Annotated in this window: 25 protein-coding genes (1 of these 25 only partly in view); 7 read left to right on the forward strand and 18 right to left on the reverse strand. The window is 67.8% G+C overall.

The genetic code is table 11. The features are described from left to right. The 6 genes from ACAM51_RS11815 to ACAM51_RS11840 all read right to left on the reverse strand — a co-directional run. Positions 1-408, reverse strand: the start of a protein-coding gene (locus ACAM51_RS11815) for a benzoate/H(+) symporter BenE family transporter (RefSeq protein WP_218297844.1). 780 nt of this gene lie to the left of the window's left edge; only the first 408 of its 1188 coding nucleotides appear in the window; the start codon lies at positions 406-408; the stop codon falls past the left edge of the window. Positions 409-544: 136 nt separating this feature from the next. Then, complete coding sequence (locus ACAM51_RS11820) at positions 545-2413, reverse strand: potassium transporter Kup (RefSeq protein ID WP_369643628.1); 1869 nt, start codon at positions 2411-2413, stop codon at positions 545-547. A 272-nt stretch (positions 2414-2685) separates the two neighbouring features. Next, positions 2686-3981, reverse strand: coding sequence for a glutamate--cysteine ligase (gene gshA, locus ACAM51_RS11825; protein ID WP_218297846.1), 1296 nt, complete (start codon positions 3979-3981; stop codon positions 2686-2688). A 98-nt stretch (positions 3982-4079) separates the two neighbouring features. Further along, positions 4080-5546 (reverse strand): TrkH family potassium uptake protein, encoded by a 1467-nt coding sequence (locus ACAM51_RS11830; protein WP_218297847.1) that lies wholly within the window; start codon positions 5544-5546, stop codon positions 4080-4082. Positions 5547-5820: 274 nt separating this feature from the next. After that, positions 5821-7275, reverse strand: a complete 1455-nt coding sequence (gene trkA / locus ACAM51_RS11835) for a Trk system potassium transporter TrkA (RefSeq protein ID WP_218297848.1) — start codon at positions 7273-7275, stop codon at positions 5821-5823. A 60-nt stretch (positions 7276-7335) separates the two neighbouring features. After that, complete coding sequence (locus ACAM51_RS11840) at positions 7336-8616, reverse strand: glutamate-5-semialdehyde dehydrogenase (protein ID WP_369643629.1); 1281 nt, start codon at positions 8614-8616, stop codon at positions 7336-7338. A gap of 93 nt (positions 8617-8709) precedes the next feature. Between ACAM51_RS11840 and ACAM51_RS11845 the strand changes: the two genes are divergently transcribed. Next, complete coding sequence (locus ACAM51_RS11845) at positions 8710-8988, forward strand: hypothetical protein (protein ID WP_369643630.1); 279 nt, start codon at positions 8710-8712, stop codon at positions 8986-8988. 84 nt (positions 8989-9072) lie between these two features. On the opposite strand, the gene holA is transcribed toward ACAM51_RS11845, so the two are convergent. Continuing rightward, on the reverse strand, positions 9073-10128 hold the full coding sequence (gene holA, locus ACAM51_RS11850) for a DNA polymerase III subunit delta (RefSeq protein ID WP_218341792.1): 1056 nt from the start codon (positions 10126-10128) through the stop codon (positions 9073-9075). A 235-nt stretch (positions 10129-10363) separates the two neighbouring features. Here holA and rocF point away from each other — a divergent pair, with 235 nt between their 5' ends. Then, positions 10364-11353, forward strand: coding sequence for an arginase (gene rocF / locus ACAM51_RS11855; RefSeq protein WP_369643631.1), 990 nt, complete (start codon positions 10364-10366; stop codon positions 11351-11353). 71 nt (positions 11354-11424) lie between these two features. Here the strand turns inward: rocF and lptE are convergent, their stop codons facing one another. From lptE to ACAM51_RS11885, 6 genes are all read right to left on the reverse strand, one after another. After that, positions 11425-11922: an LPS assembly lipoprotein LptE gene (gene lptE / locus ACAM51_RS11860; RefSeq protein ID WP_369643632.1), complete on the reverse strand. Its 498-nt coding sequence runs from the start codon at positions 11920-11922 to the stop codon at positions 11425-11427. Positions 11923-12041: 119 nt separating this feature from the next. Beyond that, positions 12042-14735 carry a leucine--tRNA ligase gene (gene leuS, locus ACAM51_RS11865; protein ID WP_369643633.1) on the reverse strand — a complete coding sequence of 898 codons (2694 nt, stop codon included), beginning with the start codon at positions 14733-14735 and terminating at the stop codon, positions 12042-12044. 135 nt (positions 14736-14870) lie between these two features. Next, positions 14871-15320 (reverse strand): biopolymer transporter ExbD, encoded by a 450-nt coding sequence (locus ACAM51_RS11870; RefSeq protein ID WP_218341789.1) that lies wholly within the window; start codon positions 15318-15320, stop codon positions 14871-14873. Between the two features lie 22 nt (positions 15321-15342). Then, positions 15343-16026 (reverse strand): MotA/TolQ/ExbB proton channel family protein, encoded by a 684-nt coding sequence (locus ACAM51_RS11875; RefSeq protein ID WP_218297856.1) that lies wholly within the window; start codon positions 16024-16026, stop codon positions 15343-15345. A 14-nt stretch (positions 16027-16040) separates the two neighbouring features. Next, on the reverse strand, positions 16041-16901 hold the full coding sequence (gene dapB / locus ACAM51_RS11880) for a 4-hydroxy-tetrahydrodipicolinate reductase (RefSeq protein ID WP_218341787.1): 861 nt from the start codon (positions 16899-16901) through the stop codon (positions 16041-16043). Positions 16902-16967: 66 nt separating this feature from the next. Continuing rightward, positions 16968-17528, reverse strand: coding sequence for an outer membrane protein assembly factor BamE (locus ACAM51_RS11885; protein WP_218297858.1), 561 nt, complete (start codon positions 17526-17528; stop codon positions 16968-16970). Positions 17529-17615: 87 nt separating this feature from the next. Between ACAM51_RS11885 and fur the strand changes: the two genes are divergently transcribed. Beyond that, positions 17616-18032: a ferric iron uptake transcriptional regulator gene (gene fur / locus ACAM51_RS11890; protein WP_218297859.1), complete on the forward strand. Its 417-nt coding sequence runs from the start codon at positions 17616-17618 to the stop codon at positions 18030-18032. Between the two features lie 119 nt (positions 18033-18151). Here the strand turns inward: fur and hprK are convergent, their stop codons facing one another. The 4 genes from hprK to ACAM51_RS11910 form a co-directional block, all read right to left on the reverse strand. Then, positions 18152-19108, reverse strand: coding sequence for an HPr(Ser) kinase/phosphatase (gene hprK, locus ACAM51_RS11895; RefSeq protein WP_218297860.1), 957 nt, complete (start codon positions 19106-19108; stop codon positions 18152-18154). 50 nt (positions 19109-19158) lie between these two features. Continuing rightward, on the reverse strand, positions 19159-19626 hold the full coding sequence (locus ACAM51_RS11900) for a PTS sugar transporter subunit IIA (RefSeq protein WP_218297861.1): 468 nt from the start codon (positions 19624-19626) through the stop codon (positions 19159-19161). A gap of 111 nt (positions 19627-19737) precedes the next feature. Continuing rightward, a complete protein-coding gene (gene raiA / locus ACAM51_RS11905; protein WP_218297862.1) occupies positions 19738-20073 on the reverse strand; it encodes a ribosome-associated translation inhibitor RaiA in 336 nt (111 codons plus the stop codon). Between the two features lie 247 nt (positions 20074-20320). Further along, the gene (locus tag ACAM51_RS11910) at positions 20321-21547 is read right to left on the reverse strand and encodes an MFS transporter (RefSeq protein ID WP_369643634.1); all 1227 of its coding nucleotides are present in this window, start codon (positions 21545-21547) and stop codon (positions 20321-20323) included. Between the two features lie 259 nt (positions 21548-21806). Here ACAM51_RS11910 and ACAM51_RS11915 point away from each other — a divergent pair, with 259 nt between their 5' ends. Further along, the gene (locus tag ACAM51_RS11915; protein ID WP_218297864.1) at positions 21807-22727 is read left to right on the forward strand and encodes a phosphoribosylaminoimidazolesuccinocarboxamide synthase; all 921 of its coding nucleotides are present in this window, start codon (positions 21807-21809) and stop codon (positions 22725-22727) included. Between the two features lie 186 nt (positions 22728-22913). On the opposite strand, the gene trxA is transcribed toward ACAM51_RS11915, so the two are convergent. Continuing rightward, the gene (trxA, locus tag ACAM51_RS11920; protein WP_218297865.1) at positions 22914-23822 is read right to left on the reverse strand and encodes a thioredoxin; all 909 of its coding nucleotides are present in this window, start codon (positions 23820-23822) and stop codon (positions 22914-22916) included. A 159-nt stretch (positions 23823-23981) separates the two neighbouring features. Here trxA and purE point away from each other — a divergent pair, with 159 nt between their 5' ends. The 3 genes from purE to ACAM51_RS11935 are packed head-to-tail and all read left to right on the forward strand — an operon-like array spanning position 23982 to position 26661. Next, the gene (purE, locus tag ACAM51_RS11925) at positions 23982-24476 is read left to right on the forward strand and encodes a 5-(carboxyamino)imidazole ribonucleotide mutase (protein WP_057227318.1); all 495 of its coding nucleotides are present in this window, start codon (positions 23982-23984) and stop codon (positions 24474-24476) included. Next, positions 24473-25642 carry a 5-(carboxyamino)imidazole ribonucleotide synthase gene (locus tag ACAM51_RS11930; RefSeq protein ID WP_218297866.1) on the forward strand — a complete coding sequence of 390 codons (1170 nt, stop codon included), beginning with the start codon at positions 24473-24475 and terminating at the stop codon, positions 25640-25642. Before purE ends, ACAM51_RS11930 begins: the two co-directional genes overlap by 4 nt. Before the next feature lie 2 nt (positions 25643-25644). After that, positions 25645-26661: an L-threonylcarbamoyladenylate synthase gene (locus ACAM51_RS11935; protein WP_218341785.1), complete on the forward strand. Its 1017-nt coding sequence runs from the start codon at positions 25645-25647 to the stop codon at positions 26659-26661. The last annotated feature ends 76 nt before the right edge of the window (positions 26662-26737 follow it).

Genomic DNA, 26737 nt, shown 5'->3' on the forward strand with positions numbered 1-26737 from the left:
CAGCACGCCCGCCAGCAGGGCGGCGGCGATCTCCATGGGGATCCGCCCCATGGCCCGCTCGAACCAGCGCGTCACGCCGGCCAGCGTGATGAGGACGGCGCTGACCATGAAGGCGCCCACCGCCTCGCCCATGGTGAAGCCCCCGGCCAGGCCGGCCGTGGCCAGCACGGCCGCGCCAGGGGTGGACCAAGCCACCATCACGGGCTTGCGCAGGATGAGCGAGGGCACCAGGGAACACAGGCCCATGCCCAGGCCCAGCGCCCACATCCAGGACGTGACCTGGGCCGGCGTGGCACCAAACGCCTGCGCGGCCTGGAACACGATGGCTACCGAACTGGTGAAGCCCACCAGCACGGCCACGAACCCGGCAGTGAATGCCGACAGGCTCAGGTCTTTGAAAAATTGCATGGGCTGGATTCTGGCACCACGCATCCCCGCCGGCGGCCGCGCCACCACAGAAAGGCGGGGGACACGATTGCTATTATTTTTATAGCTATTGGCGCTTGATGAGCAAGCGCTTGAAGCCCAAAAGACCCCAACCCGCTCAAATCTCGATCTTGGATCCGAGTTCGACGACCGCGTTGTTGGGCAGGTGCAGGAAGTCCGCCGCACCACTGGCGTTGTGGTGCATCTGCGCGAACAGCTTCTCGCGCCAGGGCGCCATGCCGCTGCCAATGGTGGGGATGACGGTATCGCGCGAGAGGAAGTAGCTGGTGGTCATCGACTCCAGCTCGCAGCCCCGCCCGCGCAGCAGCTCCAGCGCACGCGGCACGTCCGGGTCGTTCTTGAAGCCGTAGTGGATCACCACCTGCCAGCAGTCGTGGCCCAGGGGCTCCACCTGCAGGCGCTTGTCCAGCCCGATCCAGGGCGTCTCGTGGTTGTGCACGGTCACGAACAGGTTCTGCTGGTGCAGCACCTTGTTGTGCTTGAGGTTGTGCAACAGCGCATTGGGCACCGCACCGGTCTCGGCCGTGAGAAACACGGCGGTGCCCTCGACCCGCGTGGGCGGGCTGATGAACACCGACTCCAGGAAGTCCTTGAGGTCGATGGCGTCCGCACGCAGCTTGTCGTTGAGCAGCCGTCGCCCCTCCTTCCACGTCATCATGAGGGAGAACACGACGCCGCCGATCATCAGCGGGAACCAGCCGCCCTGGAACAGCTTGAGCAGGTTGGAGGCAAAGAACGCCAGGTCCACCACGAAGAAGCAGCCCGTGGCCGCGATGCACAGCGCCAGCGGGTAGCCCCAGCCGTACCGGATCACGAAGAAGGTCAGCGTGGTGGTGATCAGCATGTCCAGCGTCACGGCGATGCCGTAGGCGGCCGCCAGGTTGCTGGAGGAGCGGAACATCACCACGGCCAGCACGATGGCGGCGAACAGACCCCAGTTGACCAGCGGCATGTAGATCTGCCCGGTGTCCCGCACGCTGGTGTGCTGGATGTTCAGGCGCGGCAGGTACCCGAGCTGGATGACCTGCTTGGTCACGCTGAAGGCGCCGGTGATGAGCGCCTGCGATGCGATCACGGTGGCCATGGTGGCCAGTATCACCAGCGGGACCAGCGCCCAGTCGGGCGCCATCATGTAGAACGGGTTCTTCACCGCCTCGGGCTCGGCCAGCAGCAGCGCGCCCTGGCCGAAGTAGTTGAGCGTGAGCGCGGGCATGGCCACGCCGAACCAGGCCATGCGGATGGGGCGCTTGCCAAAGTGGCCCAGGTCGGCGTACAGGGCCTCGGCCCCCGTCACGCACAGCACCACGGCCCCCAGGATGATGAAGCTGGTGCCGGGATGGGCCCACATGAAGCCCAGCGCGTGGTGCGGGCTCAGCGCCCAGAGGATCTCGGGATGCCCCACGATGTGCGAGACGCCCAGCAGCGCAATGGTGATGAACCACACCAGGGTGATGGGCCCGAAAAACTTGCCGATGCCGCTGGTGCCGCGCTTTTGCACGGCAAACAGGCAAAAGAGCACGACCAGGGTGATCGGAATCACGTACTGCTTGAAATGCGGCGAGACGACTTCCAGCCCTTCGACGGCCGACAGGACCGAGATGGCGGGCGTGATGACGCCGTCGCCATAGAAGAGCGAGGTGCCGAAGATGCCCACGGCCAGCAGCACGCCACGCAGCCGGGGCTTGTCCTTGACGGCCTGGGAGGCCAGCGCCAGCATGGCGATGAGCCCGCCCTCGCCGTGGTTGTCGGCGCGCAGCACCAGCACCACGTACTTCAGCGAAACAATGACGGTGAGCGTCCAGAAGAAGATCGAGAGGATGCCGTAGATATTGGCTGGGGAGAACGGCACATGGCCGGACCCGAAGACCTCCTTGACGGCATACAGCACGCTGGTGCCGATATCGCCATACACAACACCGATGGCGCCCAGCGTAAGCGCTGCGAGCGATGATTTGGAGCTTTGCACTGACCGCACCCGGCACACAGGGGCTGCCGGGTTCCGTTACTTTTGGGAACGCTATTGTGCGCCTGAGGCAGATCAAGTGCCTGGGGGGAGCTCCCCATGTTGCAACGCAACAACTTGCCCTTGGCAGCCCGGCGCAGACATGGCAGGCCGCGCGGAATCCCCCGGCGAAACTGGCGCTGCCTGATCGCAGGGGCGGCCCCGCCCCAAGGGCCGCGGCCCTGCCCCCTCCGGGAGAACACGGAGAAGACACGCCGCTTCCCGGGGGCGCCGTTTCAGTCGTACACCTCGGCGTCCGGGTTGGTGGCTTCCAGCTCGTAGCTGGCCGCCAGCATGGCCAGGCGCGCGACCACGCCGTACATGTAAAAGCGGTTGGGCGCGCTCACGCCGGGGCGCACGCCGGGCTGGGGCATGTGCGTGCTGTGCTCGAACGCGAGCGGCACGAAGCTCGCGCCCGGGGCGTTGAGGTTCTCGTCCACGCCGCGCTCGGCATGCATGCGGTAGAAGCCGCCCACCACGTAGCGGTCCATCATGTAGACCACGGGTTCGGCCACGGCCTCGTGCACGCGCTCCTGCGTGAGCACGCCTTCCTGGATGATGAGGTCGCTGACCGGCTGGCCGTCCTTGATGATGGCCATCTTGTTCTTGGTCTTGCGGTTGACCGCGTCCAGCTCCTTGGCGTCGCGCACGGTCATGATGCCCATGCCGTAGGTGCCGTTGTTGGCCTTGACGATGACGAACGGCTTCTCGTTGATGCCGTATTCCTTGTACTTGCGGCGCACCTTGGTCAGCAGCGCATCCACCGTGGTCTGCAGCTTGTCCATGCCTTTGTCCTCGGCAAAGTCCACGCCGTCGCACTGGCTGTACATGGGGTTGACGAGCCAGGGGTCGATGCCCAGCATCTTGCCGAAGCGCTTGGCCACCTCTTCATAGTTCTTGAAATGGGTGCTCTTTCGGCGCACGCTCCAGCCCGCATGCAGCGGGGGGAGCAGGTACTGCTCGTGGATGTCTTCCAGGATGCCGGGCGGCCCGGCGGAGAGATCATTGTTCAGCAGAATGGTGCAGGGGTCGAAGTCCTTGAGGCCCAGGCGGCGCTTGGTGCGCACCACGGGCTCCAGCGTCACCGTGTCGCCATTGGGCAGCTCGATGAGCGTGGGCTTCTTGATCTCGGGACTGATGGAGCCCACGCGCACGTTCAGGCCCGCCATGTTGAAGATGCGCTGCAGCTGCACCACATTGGCCAGGTAGAAGGTGTTGCGCGTGTGGTTTTCCGGAATGATCAGCAGGTTGCGCGCCTCGGGGCAGATCTTCTCGATGGCGGCCATGGCGGCCTGGACGGCCAGGGGCAGCATCTCCTTGGTGAGGTTGTTCCAGCCCCCGGGAAACAGGTTGGTGTCCACGGGCGCGAGCTTGAAGCCCGCATTGCGGATGTCCACCGAGGTATAGAACGGCGGCGTGTGCTCCATCCACTCCAGCCGGAACCAGCGCTCGATGGCGGGCATCGAGTCGAGAATGCGCTGTTCGAGTTCGTTGATCGGCCCGGTGAGGGCCGTGATGAGATGCGGAACCATGGAAAGCCCTCGGGAAGCGATTGCGATGAATTGTAGGGAGTTGGGGTCGGGCCGGAAATTCGCAAGCCGCCTGCGGCACGAGCCGTGGCGGGCGCTGGCTACCGGCGCCAGAAGGCGGGGGTGAGCAAGGCCATGAAGCTCAGGATCTCCAGCCGCCCCAGCAGCATCGCCAGCGAACACACCCAGATCTGGAAATCGGTCAGCACGGCATAGGTGGACGCGGGGCCCACGCTGCCCAGCCCCGGGCCCGCGCAGTTCACGCTGGCCAGCACCACCGAGAACGCCGTGACCGGGTCCAGGTCGGTCAGCAGCATGACCATGCTGAGCCCGAAGACCGTGCCGCCATACACCAGCATGAACGCGAGCACCGAGAAGATCACGCGGTTGTCCACCACGGCCCCTCCCAGGCACACGGGCTGCACGGCGCGCGGGTGCACCAGGCGGTTCATCTCCCGGCGCGCCTGCTTGGCCAGGATGAGCATGCGCACCATCTTGATCCCCCCGCCGGTCGACCCCGCGCTGGTGGCCACGCCCGACAGCAGCAGCATGAACACGGGCGCAAACACGGGCCAGGCCAGGTAGTCCACGGTGGCATAGCCCGTGGTGGTGGCGAGCGAGATCACATTGAACATCGCGTGGCGCAGCGCATCCAGCGGGGCATAGACCCCCTTGGCCCACAGCAGCAGCGCCACCACCAGCCCCCCGCCCACCAGCGAGAAAAGCGTCGCGCGCAACTCCGGGTCGCGCCAGAAGCCACCCCAGTGGCCCTTGCGGAAGGCCACGAAGTACAGCGCGAAATTGCAGCTGGCCACCAGCATGAAGAAGACGCAGATCGCCTCCAGCAGCGGCGACTGGAAATACCCGAAGCTGGTGTCATGGGAAGACAGCCCGCCCAGGCTCACCGTGGTGAACATGTGCATCAGCGCATCCAGCGGCCCCATGCCGGCCGCCCAGTAGGCCAGGCCGCAGGTGACGGAAAACAGTGCATACACGCCCCACAGGCCCTTGGCGGTGCCCGTCATGCGCGGCGTGAGCTTGGCGTCCTTGAGCGGCCCGGCCGCTTCGGCCTTGAACAGCTGGCTGCCCCCGACCCCCAGCAGCGGCAGGACGGCCACCGCCAGGATGAGGATGCCCATCCCGCCCATCCACTGCAGAAAGGTGCGCCATACATTGACCGACACGGGCAGCGCGTCCAGGCCGCTGAGCACCGTGGAGCCGGTCGTGGTCAGGCCCGACACCGCCTCGAAGTACGCATGCGTGAAAGACATCGGCCGCCCGATGTGGTGGCCCGCCAGCATCAGGGGCACCGCGGCGGACAGCGGCAGCAGCATCCACACCAGCGACACCAGCATCACGCCGTGGCGCGGCTGCAATTCCTGGCGGAAAAGGCGCAGGCGCCACCAGAGCCACGCCCCCACCGCCATCGTGGCGCCCATGGCGATCGGGTACACGTGCCACACGCCATCGCGCGTCCACAGCGACACCACCAGCGGCAGCCCCATGGCCAGCGAAAAGATCATGACCAGAATGCCCAGCACGCGCAGGACGGGAAACATGTCTGTCATGACGGGCGTCCTTGGTCCATGGCAGCCGGCATCGCATGCAGCTGCCGATACTGGCGCAGCCCAGGCGAGGGCCGCCGCGCAAGGGCCGCCGCGCCGCAGAGGCGGCGCTTCGCTGGCGTGCGCTGGCGGCGTCCCCCTGCCCGCAGCGCGAAGCGCTGCGAGAGCGGGGGCTGGGGGCCGGGGCTCCCAGCGTGCCTGCGCAGGCTGGGACGGCCCCGAAGAGCTGGTGCCTCTGGCAACTGCACGGAGGCGCGAATCGACTCAGGGGGGGACATCAAAAAAACGTCGCGCTCACGCGGAAGAGCTTTTCCACGTCGCGCACGAGCCGCTTGTTCGGCAGGAAGAACACCACGTGGTCGTTGCCCTCGATCACCGTGGAACTGCGCGGGATGATGACCTGCGGCTCGCGCAGATCCCCGGGCGGCGCATCGGGCGAATCCGGCAGGCCGCGCACGATCAGGCCCATGTGCACATCGCGCGGCAGCGCCAGTTCGCTGACCTTGCGGCCCACCACGCGCGAGCTTTTCCGGTCGCCGCGCGCCACGATCTCCAGCGCCTCCGCCACCCCCCGGCGCAGGCTGTGCACGGCCTGCACATCCCCCTGGCGCACGTAGGCGAGCAGCTCGCCCAGCATGGCCTGCGCGGGCGACAGCGCGATGTCGATCTGCGTGCCGTGCATCAGGTCGGCGTAGCTGCGGCGGTTGATGAGGGCGAGCACCCGCCTGGCGCCCATGCGCTTGGCCAGCAGGCACGACATGATGTTGTCCTCGTCGTCGTCGGTGAGCGCCAGGAACAGGTCCACCTCCTCGATGCCCTCGTCGCCCAGCAGGTCCTCGTCGGTGGTGTCGCCCTGCAGCACCAGCACCTCGGAAGGCAGGGCCGACGCCAGCTCGACGCAGCGGTCGGCGTGGTCCTCGATGATCTTGATGTTGAAGCGCCCCGGCGCCTGCGCCAGCTGGCGGGCCAGGCGCAGCCCCACCCGGCCGCCGCCGGCGATCATGATGCGGCGCACGGGCTGGGAAGGCTGCGACTGCGGCCGGTGCAGGGCCGCCAGCACCTTCGCGATGTGCTCCTGCGCGGCCAGCACGAAGACCTCGTCGCCCGGCTCGATGCGGGTGCGCCCGTCGCACGCGACGAAGCGGTCCGGCTCGTCCGGAAACCGCCGGTAGATGGCCACCATGCGCATGGCCATCTCGGGGTCGCTCTCGCGCAGTTGGCCGATGGTGTGGCCCGCCATGGGGGCACCCGCACGCGCGCGCACCGACACCAGGCAGGCACGCCCCCCCGCGAACTCGCGCACCTGCATGGCCTCGGGGTATTCGATGAGCTTGCCGATGTAGCGCGTGAGGGATTCTTCGGGGCAGATGATGCGGTCCACCGCAAAGCCCTCGGGTCCGGTCAGCCGCGTGTCCAGGTCAAAGCCGGTGGAGCGCACCCGCGCGATGCGCTTGGGGATGTTGAACACCAGCTGCGCGATCTTGCAGCACACCAGGTTGGTCTCGTCCTGCGCGGCGCAGGCGATCAGCAGGTCGGTGTCCTGCGCGCCCGCCTCGGCCAGCACGGCGGGCTCGATGCCGTTGCCCACCACGCCGCGCAGGTCGAAGCGCGACTCCAGGTCGCGCAGGCGCGCGGCGTCCGTGTCGATCACGGTGATGTCGTTGCGCTCCGACACCAGGCTGTCGGCCACGCTCTGGCCCACGCGGCCCGCCCCGAGGATGATGATTTTCATGTGGTATGGGCCGTCAGCGCACTACTGGCAAGCGCCACCAGCTATGAAAAATGGAGCAAATCAGGTCCGCACCTCGCCCTCGCCCAGCACCACGTACTTGAGCGAGGTCAGGCCTTCGAGCCCCACGGGCCCGCGCGCATGGAATTTGTCGGTGCTGATGCCGATCTCGGCGCCCAGCCCGTACTCAAAGCCATCGGCGAACCGCGTGCTGGTGTTCACCATCACGCTGGCCGAATCCACCTCGCGCAGGAAGCGCTGGGCATGCATATGGTTGGTGGTGAGGATGGCATCCGTGTGGTGGCTCGAATACCGGTTGATGTGGGCGATGGCCTCGTCCACGCCATCCACCACCTTCACGCTGATGATCGGGGCCAGGTACTCCTCGCTCCAGTCCTGCTCGGTGGCGGGCACCAGCTGGGCGCCTTGTACCGATTGCAGGATGGCCAGCGCCTGCGGGCAGCCGCGCATCTCCACGCCCTTGGCGGCGTACACGGCGCCGATCTTCGGCAAGAAGTCGGCCGCCACGCCCCGCGCCACCAGCAGGCCTTCGCTCGCGTTGCAGGGGCTGTACTTGTTCGTCTTGGCGTTGTCGGCCACCTTCACCGCCATGGCGATGTCGCAGGGGTCGTCCACATAGGTGTGGCAGTTGCCGTCCAGGTGCTTGATGACGGGCACCTTGGCGTCGCGGCTGATGCGCTCGATCAGGCCCTTGCCGCCACGCGGAATGATCACGTCCACGAACTGCGGCATGGCGATGAGCTGGCCCACGGCCTCGCGGTCGGTGGTCTGCACCAGTTGCACCGCGTCCTGAGGAAGGCCCGCCTCGGCCAGCGCCAGTTGCACGAGCCTGGCCAGCGCCTTGTTGGAGTCGATGGCCTCGGAACCGCCGCGCAGGATGCAGGCGTTGCCGCTCTTGATGGACAGGCTCGCGGCCTCGATGGTCACGTTGGGCCGGCTCTCGTAGATCATGCCGAACACGCCGATCGGCACACGCATCTGGCCCACGCGGATGCCGCTCCCCTGCTGCTTCATGCCCAGGATCTCGCCAATGATGTCGGGCATGGCCGCCAGCTGCTCGCAGCCCTCGGCGCAGGTCTCCAGCACCTTGGGGCCGAGCTTCAGGCGGTCCACCATCGGCTCGGCCAGGCCGGCGGCGCGGGCGCGTTCGAGGTCGCGGGCGTTGTCGATCTGCAGCGCCTCCACGTTCTCGCGCAGCAGGCGGGCCAGGGCCTTGAGTGCTTTGTTTTTGATAGCTGCTGGCGCTTTGGCCATCAGCGCAGAGGCCGTTTTGGCCTGCTGGCCGAGGGTGTGCGTGTATTCAGCGACGTTGAGGGCGTTCATCCGGTGATTTTGCCGCAGATACCCTCTGTGCGGCCCACCGAGCGCCTGTTACCCTTGCCACCCCGCCGCCATCCCCCGCTTCCAGAGCCGCCCATGACCCGCGCCCACCTGCTCCAACCTGTCCACGACGCCCTGCAGGCCTTCAGCCACGGCACGCTGTCGGCGTCCGCCCTGAGCACCACCGCCCGCGCCCAGACCGACCTGCTGGCCGCCCTGCCCCCGCGCTACGCCGAGGTGCTGCACGGCCTGCTGGACCGGCTCGAATCCAGCGCGCTGTTCTCGGAAGAAAGCTGCTCGTTCAGCCAGAAGGATCTTGTCGCCAACCTGGAGATGTGGGTGGACAAGGCACGCGGCGTGCTGGACGCCGCCTGATCATTACTATCATTTTGATAGCTTCCAGCGCTTGATGGACAAGCGGTAGCGGCTATTTTTATCTGGAACCAGGCGCAGCGCGGTTCACCGCGCCGCCTGCGTCAGCCGGCACAGCTGGAACGCCAGGCGCTGCAGCGCCTGCCAGCCGTCGGTCGGCCAGTCGGGCGCCTTCAGGCCCTTGACGATGCCGTCCACCGTGTGCGCGGACTGCAGCAGCCGCGCCAGGGCGGCGTCGCTCGCCTTGGGCAGGATGCGCTCGAACAGGCGCTCCTTGGGGCCCCAGATGCGGTTCTCGCGCAGGGCCATGGGCAGGGGGCGGCCGGCGTTCATCGCGTCCTTCACGCGCTTGAGGGCGCGGATGTCCTCGGCCAGCGCCCAGTGCACCAGCACCTCGGCCTCGCCCTCGGCCTGCAGGCCGTCGAGCATGCGCTGCACGCGCGCGGTCTGGCCGGACAGCACGGACTCGGACAGCTTGAACACGTCGTAGCGCGCCACGTTGAGCACGGCGGCCTCGACCTGGGCCTGCGTCAGCTCGCCCGCCGGGTGGAGCAGGGCCAGTTTCTGGATCTCCTGGTGCGCGGCCAGCAGGTTGCCTTCCACGCGGTCGGCAAAGAACTGCAGCGTGCGCTGCCCCTCCTCGCCCGCCACCACGCGCTGCCCCTGGGCGGCCAGGCGCTGTGCGATCCACTGCGGCAGCATGCCGCGCTCGATGGGGTCGATCTGGAGCGAGGTGCCGCTCGATTCGAGCGCCGCGAACCACGCGCCGGTGCGTGTGGCCTTGTCCAGGCGCGGGAGCATCACGAGCGTGAGCGTGCTGTCGTTGCCCCGGGCGGACTCGGCCACCTGCTGCAGCGCCACGCTGCCGTCCTTGCCGGGCTTGCCCGAGGGAATGCGGATCTCCACGATCTGCTTGTCGGCGAACAGGCTGAGCGAGCCGCCCGCCGCCAGCACCGCGCTCCAGTCGAAGTGCGCGCCCGCCACCGTGTAGGAACTGCGCTCGGTATAGCCCTGCGCACGGGCCGTGGCGCGGATGGCGTCGGCCGCCTCCTGCTGCAGCAGGGGCTCGTCGCCATGCAGCACGTAGAGCGGCGACAGGCCCCGTTGGAGATGCGTGGAGAGTTGGGCCAGGGCGACTTGCATGCGGCAAAGTTTATCCCCTTGCCCTGGCACCCTGGCGCACCAGGAGGCCAGGGGCACAGAAAACCCCGCAGATCGCCAGCACAGGCCTGCAGATTGCACGGTACACGCACCCGATTGCGCAGCTGTCCTGCTTTTCATTGGCGCTCCCCGCCCCGACAATCACCCCGCCACCACACGGGCACCCAGCACCCCGGGCGCGCCCGGCACCGTCCGTTCCCCACAAAGGCCTCGCACCATGACCTCCACCCCGCCCCTCCCCGCACCATCCATCAGCCTCCTGGGCGCCCCCACCGACGTGGGAGCGGGCGCGCGCGGCGCCTCCATGGGCCCCGAGGCCCTGCGCGTGGCCGGGCTGCAGCCGGCGCTGGAAAGCCACGGCCTGCGGGTGTTCGACCGGGGCAACCTGAGCGGGCCGGCCAATCCCTGGCAGCCCCCGCAGCAAGGCTACCGCCACCTGCCCGAAGTCGTGGAGTGGAACCAGCTCGTGTTCGATGCGGTGTATGCCGAATTGCGGCGCGGCCACCTGCCCATCCTGATGGGCGGCGACCACTGCCTGGGCCTGGGCAGCATCAGCGCCGTGGCGCGGCATTGCGCGGAGACCGGCAGGAAGCTGCGCGTGCTGTGGCTTGATGCGCATGCCGACTTCAACACCAGCGCCCTCACGCCCAGCGGCAATGTGCACGGCATGCCCGTGGCCTGCCTGTGCGGCTTTGGGCCGAAGGAGCTGACGCAGTTGGCCCGGATGCCCGGCGGAGGCCCCGCGCTGCACCCCGGCCAGATCCGCCAGATCGGCATCCGCAGCGTGGACGAAGGCGAAAAACGCTTCGTGCACGAGCAGGGCCTGGAAGTCTTCGACATGCGCTACATCGACGAGGTGGGCATGCGCCAGACCATGCAGCAGGCGCTGGCCGGGCTGGATGCCGACACCCACCTGCACGTGAGCTTCGACGTGGATTTCCTGGACCCGGACATCGCGCCCGGCGTGGGCACCACGGTGCCCGGCGGCCCCACCTACCGCGAGGCCCAGCTGTGCATGGAGATGATCGCCGACAGCGGCCGCCTGGCGTCGCTGGACATCGTGGAGCTCAACCCCGCGCTGGACGTGCGCAACCGCACCGCCGTGCTGGCCGTGGACCTGGTGGAGTCGCTGTTCGGCAAGAGCACGCTGATGCGCGTGCCATCGGACCTGCGCGCCCCGCAGGCGGCGCTTCGTAGCGCTTCCTGAAACGGGCGCGCGCCCCCGCGCGGGACGCCGTGGAGCGGGCCTGGCCCGGCCGCTGGCGTCGCCGCCCCCGGCTACCGCTTCACGGCGGCCAGCCGGCGCATCAGCTGCTGCACCAGGTCGGTCCGCATGTTGCGGTACAGCAGCGCCTCTTCGGCCTCCTTGGCCAGGGCGATGGTTTCGTTGTAGCTGATGTCGCGCTGCTGCAGCAGTTCGGTGTCAGGGATCAGTTCGGTGCCCGCCGGGGTCCGGAGCCTGAAGCGGATGCGCAGCCGCAACTGCAGCTCGCGCACCTGGCCCGAGGCGTTGAGCCCCACCACCACGCGCTCCTGCGGCTCCTGCAGCAGGTCCAGGATGGCCTCGGCGGTGGGCAGGGCCGCCGGGTCGCGCAGCACCTGCAGCTTGCTACCCGACCCGTCCAGCGTGCGCTGCAGCTCCCGCGCCAGCGGCGAGCCCGCGGGGGCCGCGATGTAGAGCGAGTCGAACCCGAACTCCGGCACGCCCCGCAAGCGAAAACCGCAGGCCGACAGCAGGGCCGCGGGCGCGATGAAGAGCAGTGTGCGTCTTTGCATTTCAGTTATCCATTGCGTTCGCGCCACCCACAACCCGTGGCACTGGCCCGGCCCAGGCCAGCAGGCGCCGCACCGGGGCCGCCCCGGCGCGCAGCGCCTCAGGGAGGTGTCGCTTCATTTCACACCACCACGTTCACGAGGCGGCCAGGCACCACGATCACCCGCTTGGGCGCTGCGCCCGCGGCATGTGCCGTGAACGCCTCGCTGGCCAGGGCGATGCGCTCGATCGCTGCCTTGTCGGCCTGCGCCGGCACGTGGATGGAGCCGCGCAGCTTGCCATTGACCTGCAGCATGAGCTCGATCTCGTCCTGCACCAGCGCGTTCGCATCCACCTGGGGCCAGGGCGCATCCAGCAGATCGCCCAGGTGGCCCGCGTAGCCCAGGCTGCTCCACAGGCTGTGCGCGATGTGGGGCGTGGCCGGGTACAGCACGCGCAGCAGGATGCCAAAGCCTTCGATCAGCGCCACCTGGGCGCCGGCCGACTCCGTGGCCTTGAAGTCCTCGAGCGCGTTGATCATCTTCATCGCGCCCGACACCACGGTGTTGTACTGCATGCGCTGGTAGTCGTAGTCCACCTGCTTGAGCACGGTGTGGATCTCCAGCCGCAGGGCCTTGGCTTCCTTGCCGAATTCCACCTCCTTCAGGCTGCTGGCGCTTGCCACGCTGGCGCTGGCGGCTTGCATGTCCATGGCGGAGAGCTTGAAGCCGAAATTCCACACGCGACGCAGGAAACGGTAGCTGCCTTCCACGGCCGCGTCGTTCCACTCCAGCGTGGCCTCGGGCGGGGCGGTGAACATGGTGTACAGGCGCGCGGTGTCGGCGCCGTACTTCTCGATGAGGTCCTGCGGGTCCACGCCGTTGTTCTTGGACTTGGACATGGTGCCCACGCCCTCGTAGTCGATGGGCGTGCCCGCCGGCAACAGGCCGTCACCGCTGGTGGCTTCGTTCTTGAGCCTGGCGCCAACGATCTTGCCGCCTTCGTCCAGCACATGCTCCACATCGTGTGGCCAGAAGTAGTCCTTTCCGCCCTTGGCGGTGCGGCGGCTGTAGATGTGGTTGAGCACCATGCCTTGCGTGAGCAGCTTGGTGAAGGGCTCGTCCACCTTGACCAGCCCCAGGTCGCGCATGACCTTGGTCCAGAAGCGCGCGTACAAGAGGTGCAGGATGGCGTGTTCGATACCACCGATGTACTGGTCCATCGGCATCCAGTAGTCGGCGCCGCCAGCGACCATGGCGTCGGCATTCTTGGGGTCGCAATACCGCATGAAATACCAGGACGAGTCCACGAACGTGTCCATGGTGTCCGTCTCGCGCCGCGCGGCCTTGCCGCACACGGGGCAGACCACGCCAGCATGGAAACCTTCGTGCTTGTGCAGCGGGTTGCCCGAACCATCGGGCACGCAGTCGGTTGGCAGCACCACCGGCAGGTCCTTCTCGGGCACGGGCACGGCGCCGTGTTCATCGCAATGGATGATGGGAATGGGCGTGCCCCAGTAGCGCTGGCGGCTCACGCCCCAGTCGCGCAGGCGCCAGGTGGTCTTGGTCTCGCCCAGGCCCTTGGCCTGCAGCGCGTGGGCCACGGCGGTGACGGCTTCCTTGTAGCCCAGGCCGCTGAAGCTGTCGGAGTTGATGGTGACGCCGCGCTGCTTGTCGCCGTACCAGTCGTTCCACTGGTGGTAGTCGAAGTGCTCGCCATCGACCAGCACCACCTGCTTGATCTCCAGGTTGTACTTGAGGGCGAAGGCGAAATCGCGCTCGTCGTGCGCGGGCACGCCCATCACGGCGCCGTCGCCATAGCCCATGAGCACGTAGTTGCCGACCCAGACCTCGACCTTTTCCTCCGTCAGCGGGTGCGTGACGAACAGGCCCGTGGGTTGGCCCTTCTTTTCCTGCGTGGCCAGCTCGGCCTCGGTGGTGCCGCCGCTCTTGCATTCCTCGATGAAGGCGGCGAGCTCCGGGTTCGTCCTGGCGGCGTGGGCGGCCAGCGGGTGCTCGGGCGCCACGGCGCAGAAGGTCACGCCCATGATGGTGTCGGCGCGCGTGGTGAAGACGTACATGCGGCCGTCGCCGATCAGCGTGCCGTCATCGCCCCGGATATCGTGCGGGAAGGCGAAGCGCACGCCTTCGCTCTTGCCGATCCAGTTCTCCTGCATGAGCTTCACGCGTTCGGGCCAGCCGGGCAGCTTGTCGCCGGTCACGAAGTCCAGCAGCTCTTCGGCGTAATCGGTGATCTTCAGGTAGTAGCCCGGGATCTCGCGCTTTTCCACCGTGGCGCCGGTGCGCCAGCCCTTGCCGTCGATGACCTGCTCGTTGGCCAGCACGGTCTGGTCCACCGGGTCCCAGTTCACGACCTGGGTCTTGCGGTAGGCAATGCCCTTTTCCAGCATCTTGAGGAACAGCCACTGGTTCCACTTGTAGTACGTGGGGTCGCAGGTGGCCACTTCGCGGCTCCAGTCGATGGCCAGGCCCATGGCCTGCATCTGCTTCTTCATGTACGCGATGTTCTCGTACGTCCACTTGGCGGGGGGCACGCCGTTCTTGAGCGCGGCGTTCTCGGCCGGCAGGCCGAAGGCGTCCCAGCCCATGGGCATGAGCACGTTGTGGCCGTTCATGCGCAGCTGGCGCGTGAGCATGTCGTTGATGGTGTAGTTGCGCACATGGCCCATGTGCAGCTTGCCGCTGGGGTAGGGCAGCATCGAGCAGGCGTAGAACTTCTTCTTGCTGGTGTCCTCCGTCACGCGGTAGGCGTCGGTGGCGGTCCAGTGGTCGTGCGCGGCGCGCTCGACGTCTTGGGGAGAGTATTTGTCTTGCATGAGGGCTCGGGGATGAGAGAGGTGTGCGGCTGCGAGGCCGCGCTGCGCAGATTTTAGGCTGTCAGGCCCTGCGTTCCGCGCCCGCCGCCGCCAGCGGCCTGCGCGGCCCCCCAGGGACCCCGGCGCATGGCGGCTTCAAGGTGCCCTGGCAGGGGCCGTTGGCGCGCCAGCGGCCGGCGGCTCGGCCACGAAGCCGATGCGCTGCAGCCCGGCCAGGTGCGCCGCGCCCATGACCTCGACCACCCGCCCATAGGGCACGGCCGCATCGGCGCGCAGCTGGATTTCGGTGTCGGGCCGTTCGGCGCCGATGCGGCGCAGGCGCTCGGCCAGCGCGGGCTGCGACAGGGGCTCGTCCTGAAGAAAGGCCTGGCCCGAGGCATCGACCACCAGGGTGACGAACTGCGGCACCGTGCCGGGCGTGGCGCCTTCGGTGCGCGGCAGGTCCAGCCGGATCGCGCTGGCCATGAGCGGCGCTGTGAGGATGAAGATGACCACGAGCACCAGCATCACATCCACCAGCGGCGTCATGTTGATGTCGCTCATGGGCTGGGGCCCGGCGGTGCGTTCAAGTCGTCCGAAGGCCATGGTGAAAACGGACCTCCGGGATTCAGGGCCGAGCACCGGCGGACGGCGCCGTGTCGATCAGCAGTTCGCGCAGGTCGCGCGCGAAGCCTTCCAGGTCGGCCTCGATGCGGCCGATCAGGCGGCCGAACACGTTGTAGGCCAGCACGGCCGGGATCGCCACCGCCAGCCCGGCCGCCGTCATGACCAGCGCCTCGCCCACGGGGCCGGACACGCGGTCGATGGTGATCTGCCCCGCGCCCGCCATGGCCGTGAGCGCATGGTAGATGCCCCAGACGGTGCCCAGCAGCCCCACGAACGGTGCCGTGGAGCCCACCGTGGCCAGCAGCACCTGGCCAAACTGCAGGCGCCCGAGCACGCCGTGCAAGGCGTCGCGCAGCACGCGGGTGAGCCGCTGCGACAGGCTGCCTGCCGCCGCCAGCGTGGGCTGGCCGGTGGGACCGGCATGATTTGCTATTGAATTCGCAGCAACAACCAAAGGCAGGACAAGCGCAGCGCGGTCAAAAGACTGCAGGCGCTGTGCAGCAACGTCCATGGACGGCGCCTGCCAGAACGCCGCCGTGCAGCGGGCCACGTCGGCGCTGGCCTGCCGCATGAGCCGCAGCTTCCAGACGATGACCACCCAGCTTGCCACGGACATGGCCAGGAGCACCAGCGCGGCACCCTGCGTGACGGCGTCGCCCTGGCGCCACCAGTGGAGAGCGTCCATGGCTGGCCCGATGGCTAGTTGTTGTTAAGGCCCAGCACATCGAACATGTCGAACATGCCCGTCTTGTGCCCGGCGAGGAAGCGCACCGCGCGCAGGCTGCCCTGCGCGTAGGTGGCGCGGCTGGAGGACTTGTGCGTGATCTCGATGCGCTCGCCGATGCCCGCGAACAGCACGGTGTGGTCGCCCACGATGTCGCCGCCCCGGATGGTGGCAAAGCCGATGCTCGACGGGTCGCGCTCGCCCGTGACGCCCTCGCGCGCAAACACGCCGCACTCCTTGAGGTCGCGGCCCATGGCGCCGGCGATCACCTCGCCCATCTTGAGCGCGGTGCCCGAGGGCGCATCCACCTTGTGGCGGTGGTGGGCCTCGATGATCTCGATGTCGTAGCCGGTGGCCATGGCCTTGGCGGCCATCTCCAGCAGCTTGAGCGTGACGTTGACGCCCACGCTCATGTTGGGCGCCATGACGATGGCCGTGCGCTGGGCCAACGCCGCGATCTCGGCCTTCTGCGCATCGGTGAAGCCGGTGGTGCCGACGACGGCCTTCACCCCGAGCTGGCTGCACACGGCCAGGTGGGCCAGGGTGCCTTCGGGGCGCGTGAAATCGATCAGGACGTCGGCGTTTTTCAGGCCCGTGGCAATGTCGGCCGTGATGGCGACGCCGCTGGCATGGCCGAGGAACGCGGTGGCATCCGAGCCGATGCCCGGGCTGGACGGCACGTCCAGCGCACCGGCCAGCACGCAGTCGTCACTGGCGCGAAGGGCCTCGATGAGCATGCGGCCCATGCGGCCCGATGCGCCGGCGATGGCGACACGGCAGGGGCCAGAGCCCGTGGAAGCGGTGGAAGGGGCGGCAGGCGAAGAAGTCCCTGTCATGGGTGTCCTGTACGTTGTGGTTGAAGCACGGCGGGCCAGGCACGGCCCACCGCCAGCCCGCCGGCGTTACCGTGCGGGCGCTTCAAGCGGTGGATAGCTGATGGAAGCGGGCTCCAGCGGCGCCGCGGTGGGCGACGCGGGGGGCCGCTGGGAAGCGGGATACCGGGCCAGCTGCTCCGGCGTGGCCTCGAGCACGGGCACCTTGCCCTTGGAGCCGCGCGACCCCAGGGCCGCCACGAACTCCGTCTCGGTCGGCATCTCGTCGCCCTCGGAGCGCTCGAGCGCGTCCCCCTTGAAGTACACGGTCAGCTTGCGGGTCTGGGCATCTTCGCCGGGGCGCTTGAGCGTGAACACGTATTCCCAGCGGTCGGCATGGAACAGGCTGGTGACCAGCGGGGTTCCCAGAATCTCTCGCACCTGCTGGCGGCTCATGCCAGGCTGGAGCGCCTCGACCTGCTCGCGCGAGACAAAATTGCCCTGCACCACATCTATCTTGTAGGGGGTGACAATGTTGGCAATGCGGGTACTGGCGCCATCCAGGCTGCTGCAGCCGGCCAGGGCGGCCACGCTGGCACCGATCAACAGGACCAGGCCCAGGCGGGCGCTGCAACGGGCTTTGACGGGCATGGGTAAAAGGGCTGAGGATATGATCGCCCCATTGTAGCGGCAGGCCCTCCGACCCCCAGGCGGGGCCGCATCCCGAAAGACCATGCCATGACCAACATCGACGAACTCAAAAGCACGGGACTCAAGGCCACGCTGCCCCGCCTGAAGATTCTGGAAATCTTCCAGAAGGGCGCGCAGCGCCACATGACGGCCGAGGACGTGTTTCGCGTGCTGCTGGAGGAGCGCTCGGACATCGGCCTGGCCACGGTCTACCGCGTGCTCACGCAGTTCGAGCAGGCCAGCATCCTGATCCGCAGCAATTTCGAGAGCGGCAAGGCGGTGTACGAGCTCAACGAAGGCCAGCACCACGACCACTTCGTGTGCACCTCGTGCGGCAAGGTGGAAGAGTTCTACGACCCCGAGATCGAAAAACGCCAGCAGGCCGTGGCCAAGGCCAAGGGCTGGCTGGTGCAGGACCACACCATGGCGCTGTACGGGCAGTGCGCCGACTGCGCTAAGAAATGACTCCCCCCTGAGCCACCTTCGGCGTCTTCCCCCTAAGGGGGACGCTCCCGGCGCGGCGGGGCGGCCCTTGCGCGGGAGCCCTGGTATGGGCCGCGCCAGTTTCGGTGGCCTGAGCGCCGCTAGCCGCCCGTATCGCGCTCCATGGCGCGGCGATGGCGTTCGACAAACTCTTGGTAAGTGTCGATGCCGCGCAGTTGCAGGATGGTGTTGCGCACGGCGGCCTCGACCAGCACGGCGATGTTGCGGCCGGCGACCACCTGGATCACGACCTTGAGCACGGGCACGCCCAGCACGTCCTGGGTGAGCGGCTCGTAGGGAAGGCGTTCGTAGTCGCGCTCCAGGGTTTCCTTGCGCACCAGGTGCACGATGAGCTTCAGCCGCATCTTGCGGCGCACGGCGGTCTCGCCAAAGATGGCGCGGATATCGAGCAGGCCGATGCCGCGCACTTCCAGCAGGTTCTGCAGCAGTTCGGGGCACTTGCCCTCGATGGTGGTCTGGTTGATGCGGAACAGGTCCACCGCATCGTCGGCCACCAGGCCGTTGCCGCGCGAGATCAGCTCCAGGCCGAGCTCGCTCTTGCCCAGGCCCGATTCGCCGGTGATCATCACCCCCAGGCCCAGGATGTCCATGAACACGCCGTGCATGGTGGTGCGGTCGGCGAAGTGCTTGGACAGGTAGGCGCGCAGCACGTCGATGACAAACGCCGACGACTCGTGCGTGGAGAACATCGGGATCTGCGCCCGCTCGCACATCGACACCAGGGCGTCGGGGGCGGTCTGGTTGTCGGCCAGCACCAGCACGGGCGGCTCCAGCGTCACGATGCGCGCGATGCGGCGCTTGCAATCATCGGGTGAAGCGCTGCCGAGATACGCGATCTCCCGCTCGCCCAGGATCTGGACGCGGTACGGATGGATGTAGTTGAGATAGCCGACCAGATCGGCCCCGGAACGTGCCGAGCGCACCGCCACTTCGTCAAAGCGGCGTTCGGAGGCGCCCAGCCCCGCCACCCACTCCCATTTCAGGAGGCCCCGGAATTCCTCGAAAAGGACATCGGCGCTGACGACATTGGGCTTCACGGTGGATCGGCGACGGTGCGAGCGTGCGTTCGTGCGCGGCGCCAGGCGGCTCAGGCCGTCTGCGTGGACTGCCAGCCCGCGATCATGCCGTGCAGCTCGGTGGCGTCGGTGCAGCCCTTGAGCCGTTCACGCAGCGCCGAATCGCTCAGCAGCTCGGCGATCTCGGACAGGATCTCCAGGTGCTTTTGCGTGGCCGCTTCGGGCACCAGCAGGAAAATGAGCAGCCCGACGGGCAATTCGTCCGGCGCATCGAACCCGATCGGATTGAGCAGCTGGAACACGGCGGCCATGGGCGCCTTCAGGCCCTTGATGCGACCGTGGGGAATGGCCACGCCATGGCCCAGGCCGGTGGAGCCCAGGCGCTCGCGCGCGAACAGGCTGTCGGTGATCAGCGCGCGCGACAGGCCGTGCTGGCTCTCGAAAAGGAGACCCGCTTCTTCAAAAGCACGCTTCTTGCTGGTGGCGTCCACGCACACGAGCACTTGAGCGGAAGGCAGGATGGAGGCGAGTCGGTTCATGGTCAAGGGTAACAATTATGCACACGTTGGCGAAAACCCTGAGCACAACGCATCGGGCAACAAAAAAACCGCCCAGTGGGCGGCTGCTGTGCCAGGCTCAGGGCTGCCGCATCAGGCGTGCAGTTCGCGCTTGGCGGCATCGTGGTGATGGTCCTGCAGGCGATCCTTGTGGCGCACGACCTGGCGGTCCATCTTGTCGACCAGTTCATCCACGGCGGCATACAGGTCGGCGTGGGAGCTTTCGGCAAACAGGTCGTTGCCCTTGACGTGGATGTTGCATTCCGCTCGCTGCCTCTTTTCCTTCTCCTTTTGCTTCTCTACCGTCAGCAGTACCTTGACATCGACAACCTGGTCAAAATGGCGGGTGATCCGGTCCAGCTTGGTGGTGACGTAGTTGCGCAAGGCTGGGGTAACTTCGAGGTGGTGACCGCTGATCGTCAAGTTCATAAATAAGTCTCCTGTAACACTCTCGGTGGAAGAACGCCGCCCTGGATCAGAGGAGCGGCTCGGCGAACCTGGATGCATCCCGTTGACGTGAAGTCACTATGCCCCCGCCCTCCCTGAAAAGCAATCCCATACCGACCCTGTGCGCTGGGTTATGCCGACCAAGGTGCCAAGCCTCCGAAAAGCGCGCACAATGGGCAGGTTGCCGGGTGGGCCGTCCCGTACACCGCAGTCCCGCAGATGCGGCTCCTCACCGTGCCGCGGGCGCCGCGCCGTGCAGCGTGAGCCGCCCCACCACCACCATTGACAGCAGGCTCGCCGCAATGCCCACCACGGCGGCCATCCAGTAGTCCTGCACCAGCCCCTGCGCGTCGCGGCTGATCAGCACCCCGCCCACAAAGGACGCCACGCCCATCGCCGCGGACTGCACCGACGCATTCAGCGTCATGAAGGTGCCGCGCAAGGGCGCCCGGGCCGCCGAGGAAATGATGGCCATGCCCGGAATCATGCGGCCGCTCATCAGCGCGAACATCAGCGTCGACACCACCAGCACGGCCACCAGCGGCACCCCGCGCACCAGCGTGATGCCCAGCAGGGGCAACGCGCCGGCCAGCGCCAGGCAGCGGAACATCACCACCTTGCCCCAGCGGTCCGTGAGCACGCCGAACAGGCGCGCGGTGAACAGCGTCACCACGCCGCCGCACAGGTACACCAGGGGAATCTGGTCGGGCCGCACCCCGGCGTTGGCCTGCATGTAGATGGTGATGTAGGGAATCACCGTGAAGCCGGCGAACATGATGAGCGCCGAGAACAGGAAGGCCCAGCGGTGGTTGGCGTCGGCCAGCACCTGGGCGATGCCGCCCAGCGCGGTGCGGCCATCCGCGGCCCGCAGATGCCCCGTCATCACGGGCATGGTGCGTGCCGCCAGAACGGCCAGCACGCCCACCATCAGCGCAATGGCCAGGAATGGCAGGTTCCAGCCCCCGTATTCGGCCAGGATCAGCCCCAGGGGCACACCGGCCACGGTGGACAGGGAAAACGACGTCATCACGATGCCCATCGCGCGCCCGCGCCGCTCGAAGGGGATCACGTCGGCCACGATGGTTTGCGACAGCGCCGACAGCACGCCCCCGAAGGCCCCCGCCAGGATGCGCGCGGCCATGAGCGTGCCGTAGGTGGGTGCCACGCCGCAGGCCAGCGTGGCCAGCCCGAACAAGACGTACAGCGTCAGCAGCAGCCGCTTGCGGCCGAAACGGTCGATGTAGGTCGAGGCCAGCAGCCCGGATGCACCCGCCGAGAGCGTGTAGGCCGAGACCAGCAGGCCGAACTGCGCATCGCTGATGGCAAACAGCCGCGTGAACTGGGGCCCCAGCGGCATCATGATCATGAAGTCGAGGATGTGGGTGAACTGGATGCCGGCCAGCGTGAGCAGCAGCCACAGTTCTCGGCGGGGGGTCAGGGTGGAATGGGAGGGCACAGGAAGCGGCCAGGGCGGCCAGGTCGGACTCAGGGCCGCCAGTGTGCCGCAACTGCACGAAGCGCGCTGGCCCGTTCGCCAAAGGCGCGTTCCGGTGCGCTCCCGCGCGCCCTCGGGAACCCATGCCACGCGCACGCTTCGGGCCCCGCGCGTAAAATCCACCGGTTGCGCGCCAGCAGGCATTTCCCATGCCCCCGCGCTCCATTCCCCACGTTCTTCGGCCTGCCTGCAGCGGACATTGACCGCCCACCCCGACACCATGACCCAGCCCAGCTCCAACGCCCTGCACACTTCCGCCTTGACCTCGCTGCCCCTGCTGGCCCGTGGCAAGGTGCGCGACAACTACGCCGTGGGCGACGACCGCATCCTGATGGTGGCCAGCGACCGCCTGTCGGCCTTCGACGTGATCATGGGCGAACCCATCCCCGGCAAGGGCGAGCTGCTCACGCAGATGGCGCTGTTCTGGTTCGACAAGCTCGGATACATCTGCCCCAACCACCTGACGGGCGACGCGCCGGAAAGCGTGGTGTCCGCGCAGGAGGCCGCGCAGATCCGCGGACGGTCCATGCTCGTGCAGCGGCTGCAGCCCATCCCCGTCGAAGCCGTGGTGCGCGGCTACCTGGCCGGCAGCGGCTGGAAGGAGTACCAGGAATCGCGGTCGGTCTGCGGCGTGCCGCTGCCCGAAGGGCTGACCAATGCCGCCAAGCTGCCTGCGCCCATCTACACCCCCGCCGCCAAGGCCGCCATGGGCGAGCACGACGAGAACATCACCTTCGAGCGCACGGTGGAGATGATCGGCCTGGACCTGGCCACCCGCATCCGCGACCTCAGCATTGCGATCTACCAGGCCGCCGCCGAGATCGCGCTGACCAAGGGCATGATCATCGCCGACACCAAGTTCGAGTTTGGCCTGGCGCCCGATGGCACGCTGGTGCTGATGGACGAGGTGCTCACGCCCGACAGCTCGCGCTACTGGCCCGTGGAAGGCTACGAAGCCGCCCTGGCCGCCGGCCAGAACCCGCCAAGCTACGACAAGCAGTTCGTGCGCGACTGGCTGGAGCAGGCCCAGGTGAACGGCAAGCCCTGGGACAAGACCGCGCCCGCCCCCCGCCTGCCGCGCGAAGTGATCGAAAAAACCGCCGCCAAGTACCGCGAGGCGCTGGAGCGTTTGGTCGGTTAAACGGCGACCTGCCTAAAAAACACAAAAGGCTCCCAACCGGGAGCCTTTTCTTTTCTGCCCATCGCACGATGCCGTCGCAACGGGCACGGTACAGGCCAGCGGCCGCCGTGCAAGGGCCGCCCCGCCGCACTGGCGGCGTCCCCCTTCCAGGGGGAAGGCGCAAGGCGCCTCAGGGGGTAGCCTGTTCTAGCTCAGCACCACGCTCGACAGCCGGCGCCGGTAGGTCGCCACCACCGGGTCGTCGGGCGGGATCTGGCCGTCGGCCACTTTCGCCTTGGGGGGTTCGATGATCTCGAGGATGGCCACGTAGGTCTTGCGGGCGATCTCTTCGCCCCAGGCCTTGTCGCGCATGAGGATTTCGAGCAGTTCGTCCATCGCGTCCGTCCAGCGCTGGCCGGCCAAGAGCCAGCGGGCGCGGGCGTAGCGGGTATCGAAATCGCGCTTGTTGGCGGCAATCTTGGCATCGAAATCGGCCTCAGCGCTTTCTCCATATGCGCCAGAAGCTACGAAATCAATAGCATCCATCCAGACTTTCAGCGCGCCGAGCTTGCGCGAGCCCGCGGCCTTGGCGATCACGGGGGCGAACGCGACCTTGGCATCGTCCTCGCGGTGCAGCTGCAGCAGGAGCTTGACGTAGTCGAAGCGCGCATCGTCGTTGGAGGGATCGGTCACCACCGCATGCTGCAGCTTCTCCAGTGCGGTGCTGGTGTCACCCTCGGCCAGGGCGTCCTGGGCTTCTTCCTCCTCCATTTCGGCCACCATTTCCTCGGCGGTGGGCACGTGCTTGTCGAGGAAGGCGCGCACCTGGCCCTCGGGCAGGGCCCCCATGAAGCCGTCCACGGGCTGGCCGTTCATGAGCAGCACACAGGTGGGGATGCTGCGGATGCCGAACATGCCCGCCAGCTGCTGCTCCTGGTCCGAGTCGATCTTGACGAGCTTGAAGCGGCCGGCGTATTCGGTCTCGAGCTTTTCCAGCACCGGCCCCAGCGACTTGCAGGGGCCGCACCAGGGCGCCCAGAAGTCCACCAGCACGGGCACGGTCATCGAGGCGGCAACGACCTCGGCTTCAAAGTTCTCTACGGTGACGTCAATCATGGTGGTGTACGGGCGGGGCCGGTCAAGCTGGTTGGTTCGCGCTATTTTGGCCCATCGACATGCCCGGGTGCGGCGAAGGGAAGCGCAAAAAGTAAAATCGCGGGTTCCACCTACAGCCGTGCCGCGGGCGCAGCCCGCGGCCAAGGCACCTTCCACACCATGAAACCCATCCAGATCGGCGTGGTCATGGGTTCCAGCAGCGACTGGGACACCATGCAGCATGCAGTGCAGATTCTTGAGCAATTCGGCATCCCGCACGAGGCCCGCGTGGTTTCGGCCCACCGCATGCCCGACGACATGTTCGCCTACGCCGAGGCGGCCGCCGGCCGGGGCCTGAAGGCCATCATTGCGGGTGCCGGTGGCGCCGCCCATCTGCCCGGCATGATTGCCGCCAAGACCACCGTGCCCGTGCTGGGCGTGCCCGTGGCCAGTCGCCACCTGCAGGGTGTGGATTCGCTGCACAGCATCGTGCAGATGCCCAAGGGCATCCCCGTGGCCACGTTCGCCATCGGCACGGCGGGCGCTGCCAATGCCGCCCTGTTTGCCGTCGCCCTGCTGGCCAACGAAAGCCCCGAACTGCGCCAGCGGCTCGAAGCCTTCCGCGCCGAGCAGACCGAGGTGGCCCGCAACATGACCTTGCCGCCCGCCGCATGAGCGCCAGCAACAAACCCCTCCTGCCGGGATCGACGCTGGGCGTGCTCGGCGGCGGCCAGCTGGGCCGCATGTTTGTGCACCAGGCCCAGGCCATGGGCTATTTCACGGCCGTGCTCGACGCCGACCCCACCAGCCCCGCCGGGCTGGTGAGCCACCACCACATCCAGACGGGCTATGAAGATCCGCAGGGCCTGGCCGAGCTGGCCCGCCTGGCCGATGCGGTGACCACCGAGTTCGAAAACGTGCCCGCGGCCGCGCTGGCCGCCCTGGCAGCGCAGCGCCCCGTGTCGCCCGCCGCCAGCGCCGTGTCGGTGGCGCAGGACCGTGCACGGGAAAAAGCCCATTTCGTGGCCTGCGGCGTGCCCTGCGCGCCGTATGCGGTGATCGAAACGGCTGAGCAACTGGCTGCGGTTTCTTCTGATCTGTTGCCAGGCATCCTGAAAACGGCTCGCATGGGCTACGACGGCAAAGGCCAGGTGCGAGTGAAGACCGCTGCCGAACTCGCCGCTGCGTGGGACGCGGTCGGCAAGGTGCCCTGCGTGCTGGAGAAGATGCTGCCGCTGGCACTGGAATGCTCGGTGATCGTGGCGCGCGGCGCCGACGGGGCCACCGTGCACCTGCCCGTGCAGCGCAACCTGCACCGCGACGGCATCCTGGCCGTGACGGAGGTTTTTGAACAAAATCTGCCTCCAGCGCTTATTCAGCAAGCGGTAGCAGCTGCAATTTCGATAGCAAACGGCCTGCAGTACGTCGGCGTGCTCTGCGTGGAGTTCTTCGTGCTGCAGGACGGCGGCCTGGTGGTCAACGAGATCGCCCCGCGCCCGCACAACAGCGGCCACTACAGCCAGAACGCCTGCGACGTGTCGCAGTTCGAGCTGCAGGTGCGCACCATGGCCCGCCTGCCGCTCACGCAGCCGCGCCAGCACAGCCCCGCCGTGATGCTCAACCTGCTGGGCGATCTGTGGTTTGCGCAGGGCGGCACGGAGCAGACGCCCCCCTGGGCCGAGGTGCTGGCCCTGCCCGGCACGCACCTGCACCTGTATGGCAAGCGCGACGCCAAGCGCGGCCGCAAGATGGGCCACCTCAACATCACCGCCGCCACCCCCGACGCTGCGCGGGCCACCGCCCTGCGGGCTGCGGCCCTCCTGGGCATCGCGCCGTTCTGACCATGATTCTTGACGGCACCCAGCCCGCATCCATCGCCGCCGCAGCGCGGGCCGTGCGCAGCGGCGCGCTGCTGGGCCTGCCCACCGAAACCGTGTATGGCCTGGCCGCCGACGCCAGCAGCGATACCGCCGTGGCGCAGATCTTCGCCGCCAAGGGGCGCCCCAGCGATCACCCGCTGATCGTGCACGTGGCCAATGCCGAAGGCATTGCCCACTTCGCCAGTGAGGTACCGGGTTTTGCACAGAAGCTCGTCGATGCCTTCTGGCCCGGACCGCTCACGCTCATCCTGCCGCGCCTGTCCGGCGTGGCCACGGCCGCCACGGGCGGCCAGGACAGCGTGGGGCTGCGCTGCCCCGCCCACCCCGTGGCGCACGCGCTGCTGCTGGCCTGCGCCACGCCCGGCGATGGCGATGCCCTGGGCGGCCCGCCCGTGTGGGGCGTGGCGGCCCCCAGCGCCAACCGCTTTGGCCGCGTGAGCCCCACCACCGCCCGGCACGTGCAGGACGAGCTGGGCGCCGGGCTGCTGGTACTCGACGGTGGCCCGTGCGAAGTGGGCATCGAAAGCACCATCGTGGACTGCACGCGCGGCGTGCCAGTGCTGCTGCGCCCGGGCGCCGTCACGCGCGAGCAGATTGAGGCCGCCTGCGGCACCGCGCCGCTGTCCAGGGACGACCTGCCCGCGCTCACGCCGCGCGCCTCCGGCACGCTCGAAGCCCACTACGCCCCCGCCGCCAAGGTGCGCCTGATGGACGCCAAGGCCCTGCAGACCGGCCTGGACCTGCTGGGCGCCGAGGCCGCCCACATCGCGGTCTATGCCCGTGCCGCGCTGCGCACCCAGTCCTCCAGGCTCGTCATGCGGCGTATGCCCGACGACGCGGCCGCCACGGCCCAGCAGCTGTTCGCCGTGCTGCGCGGCTTCGACGACGACGGCGTGAAACTGATCTGGATCGAGACCCCGCCCGCCGAGCCCGAGTGGGAAGGCGTTCGTGACCGCCTGCAACGGGCATCTGCCGCATGATTCCAGCCGCACAAGGCGGCTTTACATGGGTTGACGTTGCACCGCTAAACTACCCCCCACTTTTCTGGAGAAATAC

The sequence above is a fragment of the Acidovorax sp. A79 genome, assembly GCF_041154505.1.
Classification (GTDB): domain Bacteria; phylum Pseudomonadota; class Gammaproteobacteria; order Burkholderiales; family Burkholderiaceae_C; genus Acidovorax.

What these genes read in the sequence shown, in the direction of transcription:
- gshA (WP_218297846.1), bottom strand. Translation starts at nt 3,981, where the DNA reads ATGGTTCCGCATCTCATCACGGCCCTCACCGGGCCGATCAACGAACTC.
- ACAM51_RS11830 (WP_218297847.1), bottom strand. Translation starts at nt 5,546, where the DNA reads ATGACAGACATGTTTCCCGTCCTGCGCGTGCTGGGCATTCTGGTCATG.
- trkA (WP_218297848.1), bottom strand. Translation starts at nt 7,275, where the DNA reads ATGAAAATCATCATCCTCGGGGCGGGCCGCGTGGGCCAGAGCGTGGCC.
- ACAM51_RS11840 (WP_369643629.1), bottom strand. Translation starts at nt 8,616, where the DNA reads ATGAACGCCCTCAACGTCGCTGAATACACGCACACCCTCGGCCAGCAG.
- ACAM51_RS11845 (WP_369643630.1), top strand. Translation starts at nt 8,710, where the DNA reads ATGACCCGCGCCCACCTGCTCCAACCTGTCCACGACGCCCTGCAGGCC.
- holA (WP_218341792.1), bottom strand. Translation starts at nt 10,128, where the DNA reads ATGCAAGTCGCCCTGGCCCAACTCTCCACGCATCTCCAACGGGGCCTG.
- rocF (WP_369643631.1), top strand. Translation starts at nt 10,364, where the DNA reads ATGACCTCCACCCCGCCCCTCCCCGCACCATCCATCAGCCTCCTGGGC.
- lptE (WP_369643632.1), bottom strand. Translation starts at nt 11,922, where the DNA reads ATGCAAAGACGCACACTGCTCTTCATCGCGCCCGCGGCCCTGCTGTCG.
- leuS (WP_369643633.1), bottom strand. Translation starts at nt 14,735, where the DNA reads ATGCAAGACAAATACTCTCCCCAAGACGTCGAGCGCGCCGCGCACGAC.
- ACAM51_RS11870 (WP_218341789.1), bottom strand. Translation starts at nt 15,320, where the DNA reads ATGGCCTTCGGACGACTTGAACGCACCGCCGGGCCCCAGCCCATGAGC.
- ACAM51_RS11875 (WP_218297856.1), bottom strand. Translation starts at nt 16,026, where the DNA reads ATGGACGCTCTCCACTGGTGGCGCCAGGGCGACGCCGTCACGCAGGGT.
- dapB (WP_218341787.1), bottom strand. Translation starts at nt 16,901, where the DNA reads ATGACAGGGACTTCTTCGCCTGCCGCCCCTTCCACCGCTTCCACGGGC.
- ACAM51_RS11885 (WP_218297858.1), bottom strand. Translation starts at nt 17,528, where the DNA reads ATGCCCGTCAAAGCCCGTTGCAGCGCCCGCCTGGGCCTGGTCCTGTTG.
- fur (WP_218297859.1), top strand. Translation starts at nt 17,616, where the DNA reads ATGACCAACATCGACGAACTCAAAAGCACGGGACTCAAGGCCACGCTG.
- ACAM51_RS11900 (WP_218297861.1), bottom strand. Translation starts at nt 19,626, where the DNA reads ATGAACCGACTCGCCTCCATCCTGCCTTCCGCTCAAGTGCTCGTGTGC.
- raiA (WP_218297862.1), bottom strand. Translation starts at nt 20,073, where the DNA reads ATGAACTTGACGATCAGCGGTCACCACCTCGAAGTTACCCCAGCCTTG.
- ACAM51_RS11915 (WP_218297864.1), top strand. Translation starts at nt 21,807, where the DNA reads ATGACCCAGCCCAGCTCCAACGCCCTGCACACTTCCGCCTTGACCTCG.
- trxA (WP_218297865.1), bottom strand. Translation starts at nt 23,822, where the DNA reads ATGATTGACGTCACCGTAGAGAACTTTGAAGCCGAGGTCGTTGCCGCC.
- purE (WP_057227318.1), top strand. Translation starts at nt 23,982, where the DNA reads ATGAAACCCATCCAGATCGGCGTGGTCATGGGTTCCAGCAGCGACTGG.
- ACAM51_RS11930 (WP_218297866.1), top strand. Translation starts at nt 24,473, where the DNA reads ATGAGCGCCAGCAACAAACCCCTCCTGCCGGGATCGACGCTGGGCGTG.
- ACAM51_RS11935 (WP_218341785.1), top strand. Translation starts at nt 25,645, where the DNA reads ATGATTCTTGACGGCACCCAGCCCGCATCCATCGCCGCCGCAGCGCGG.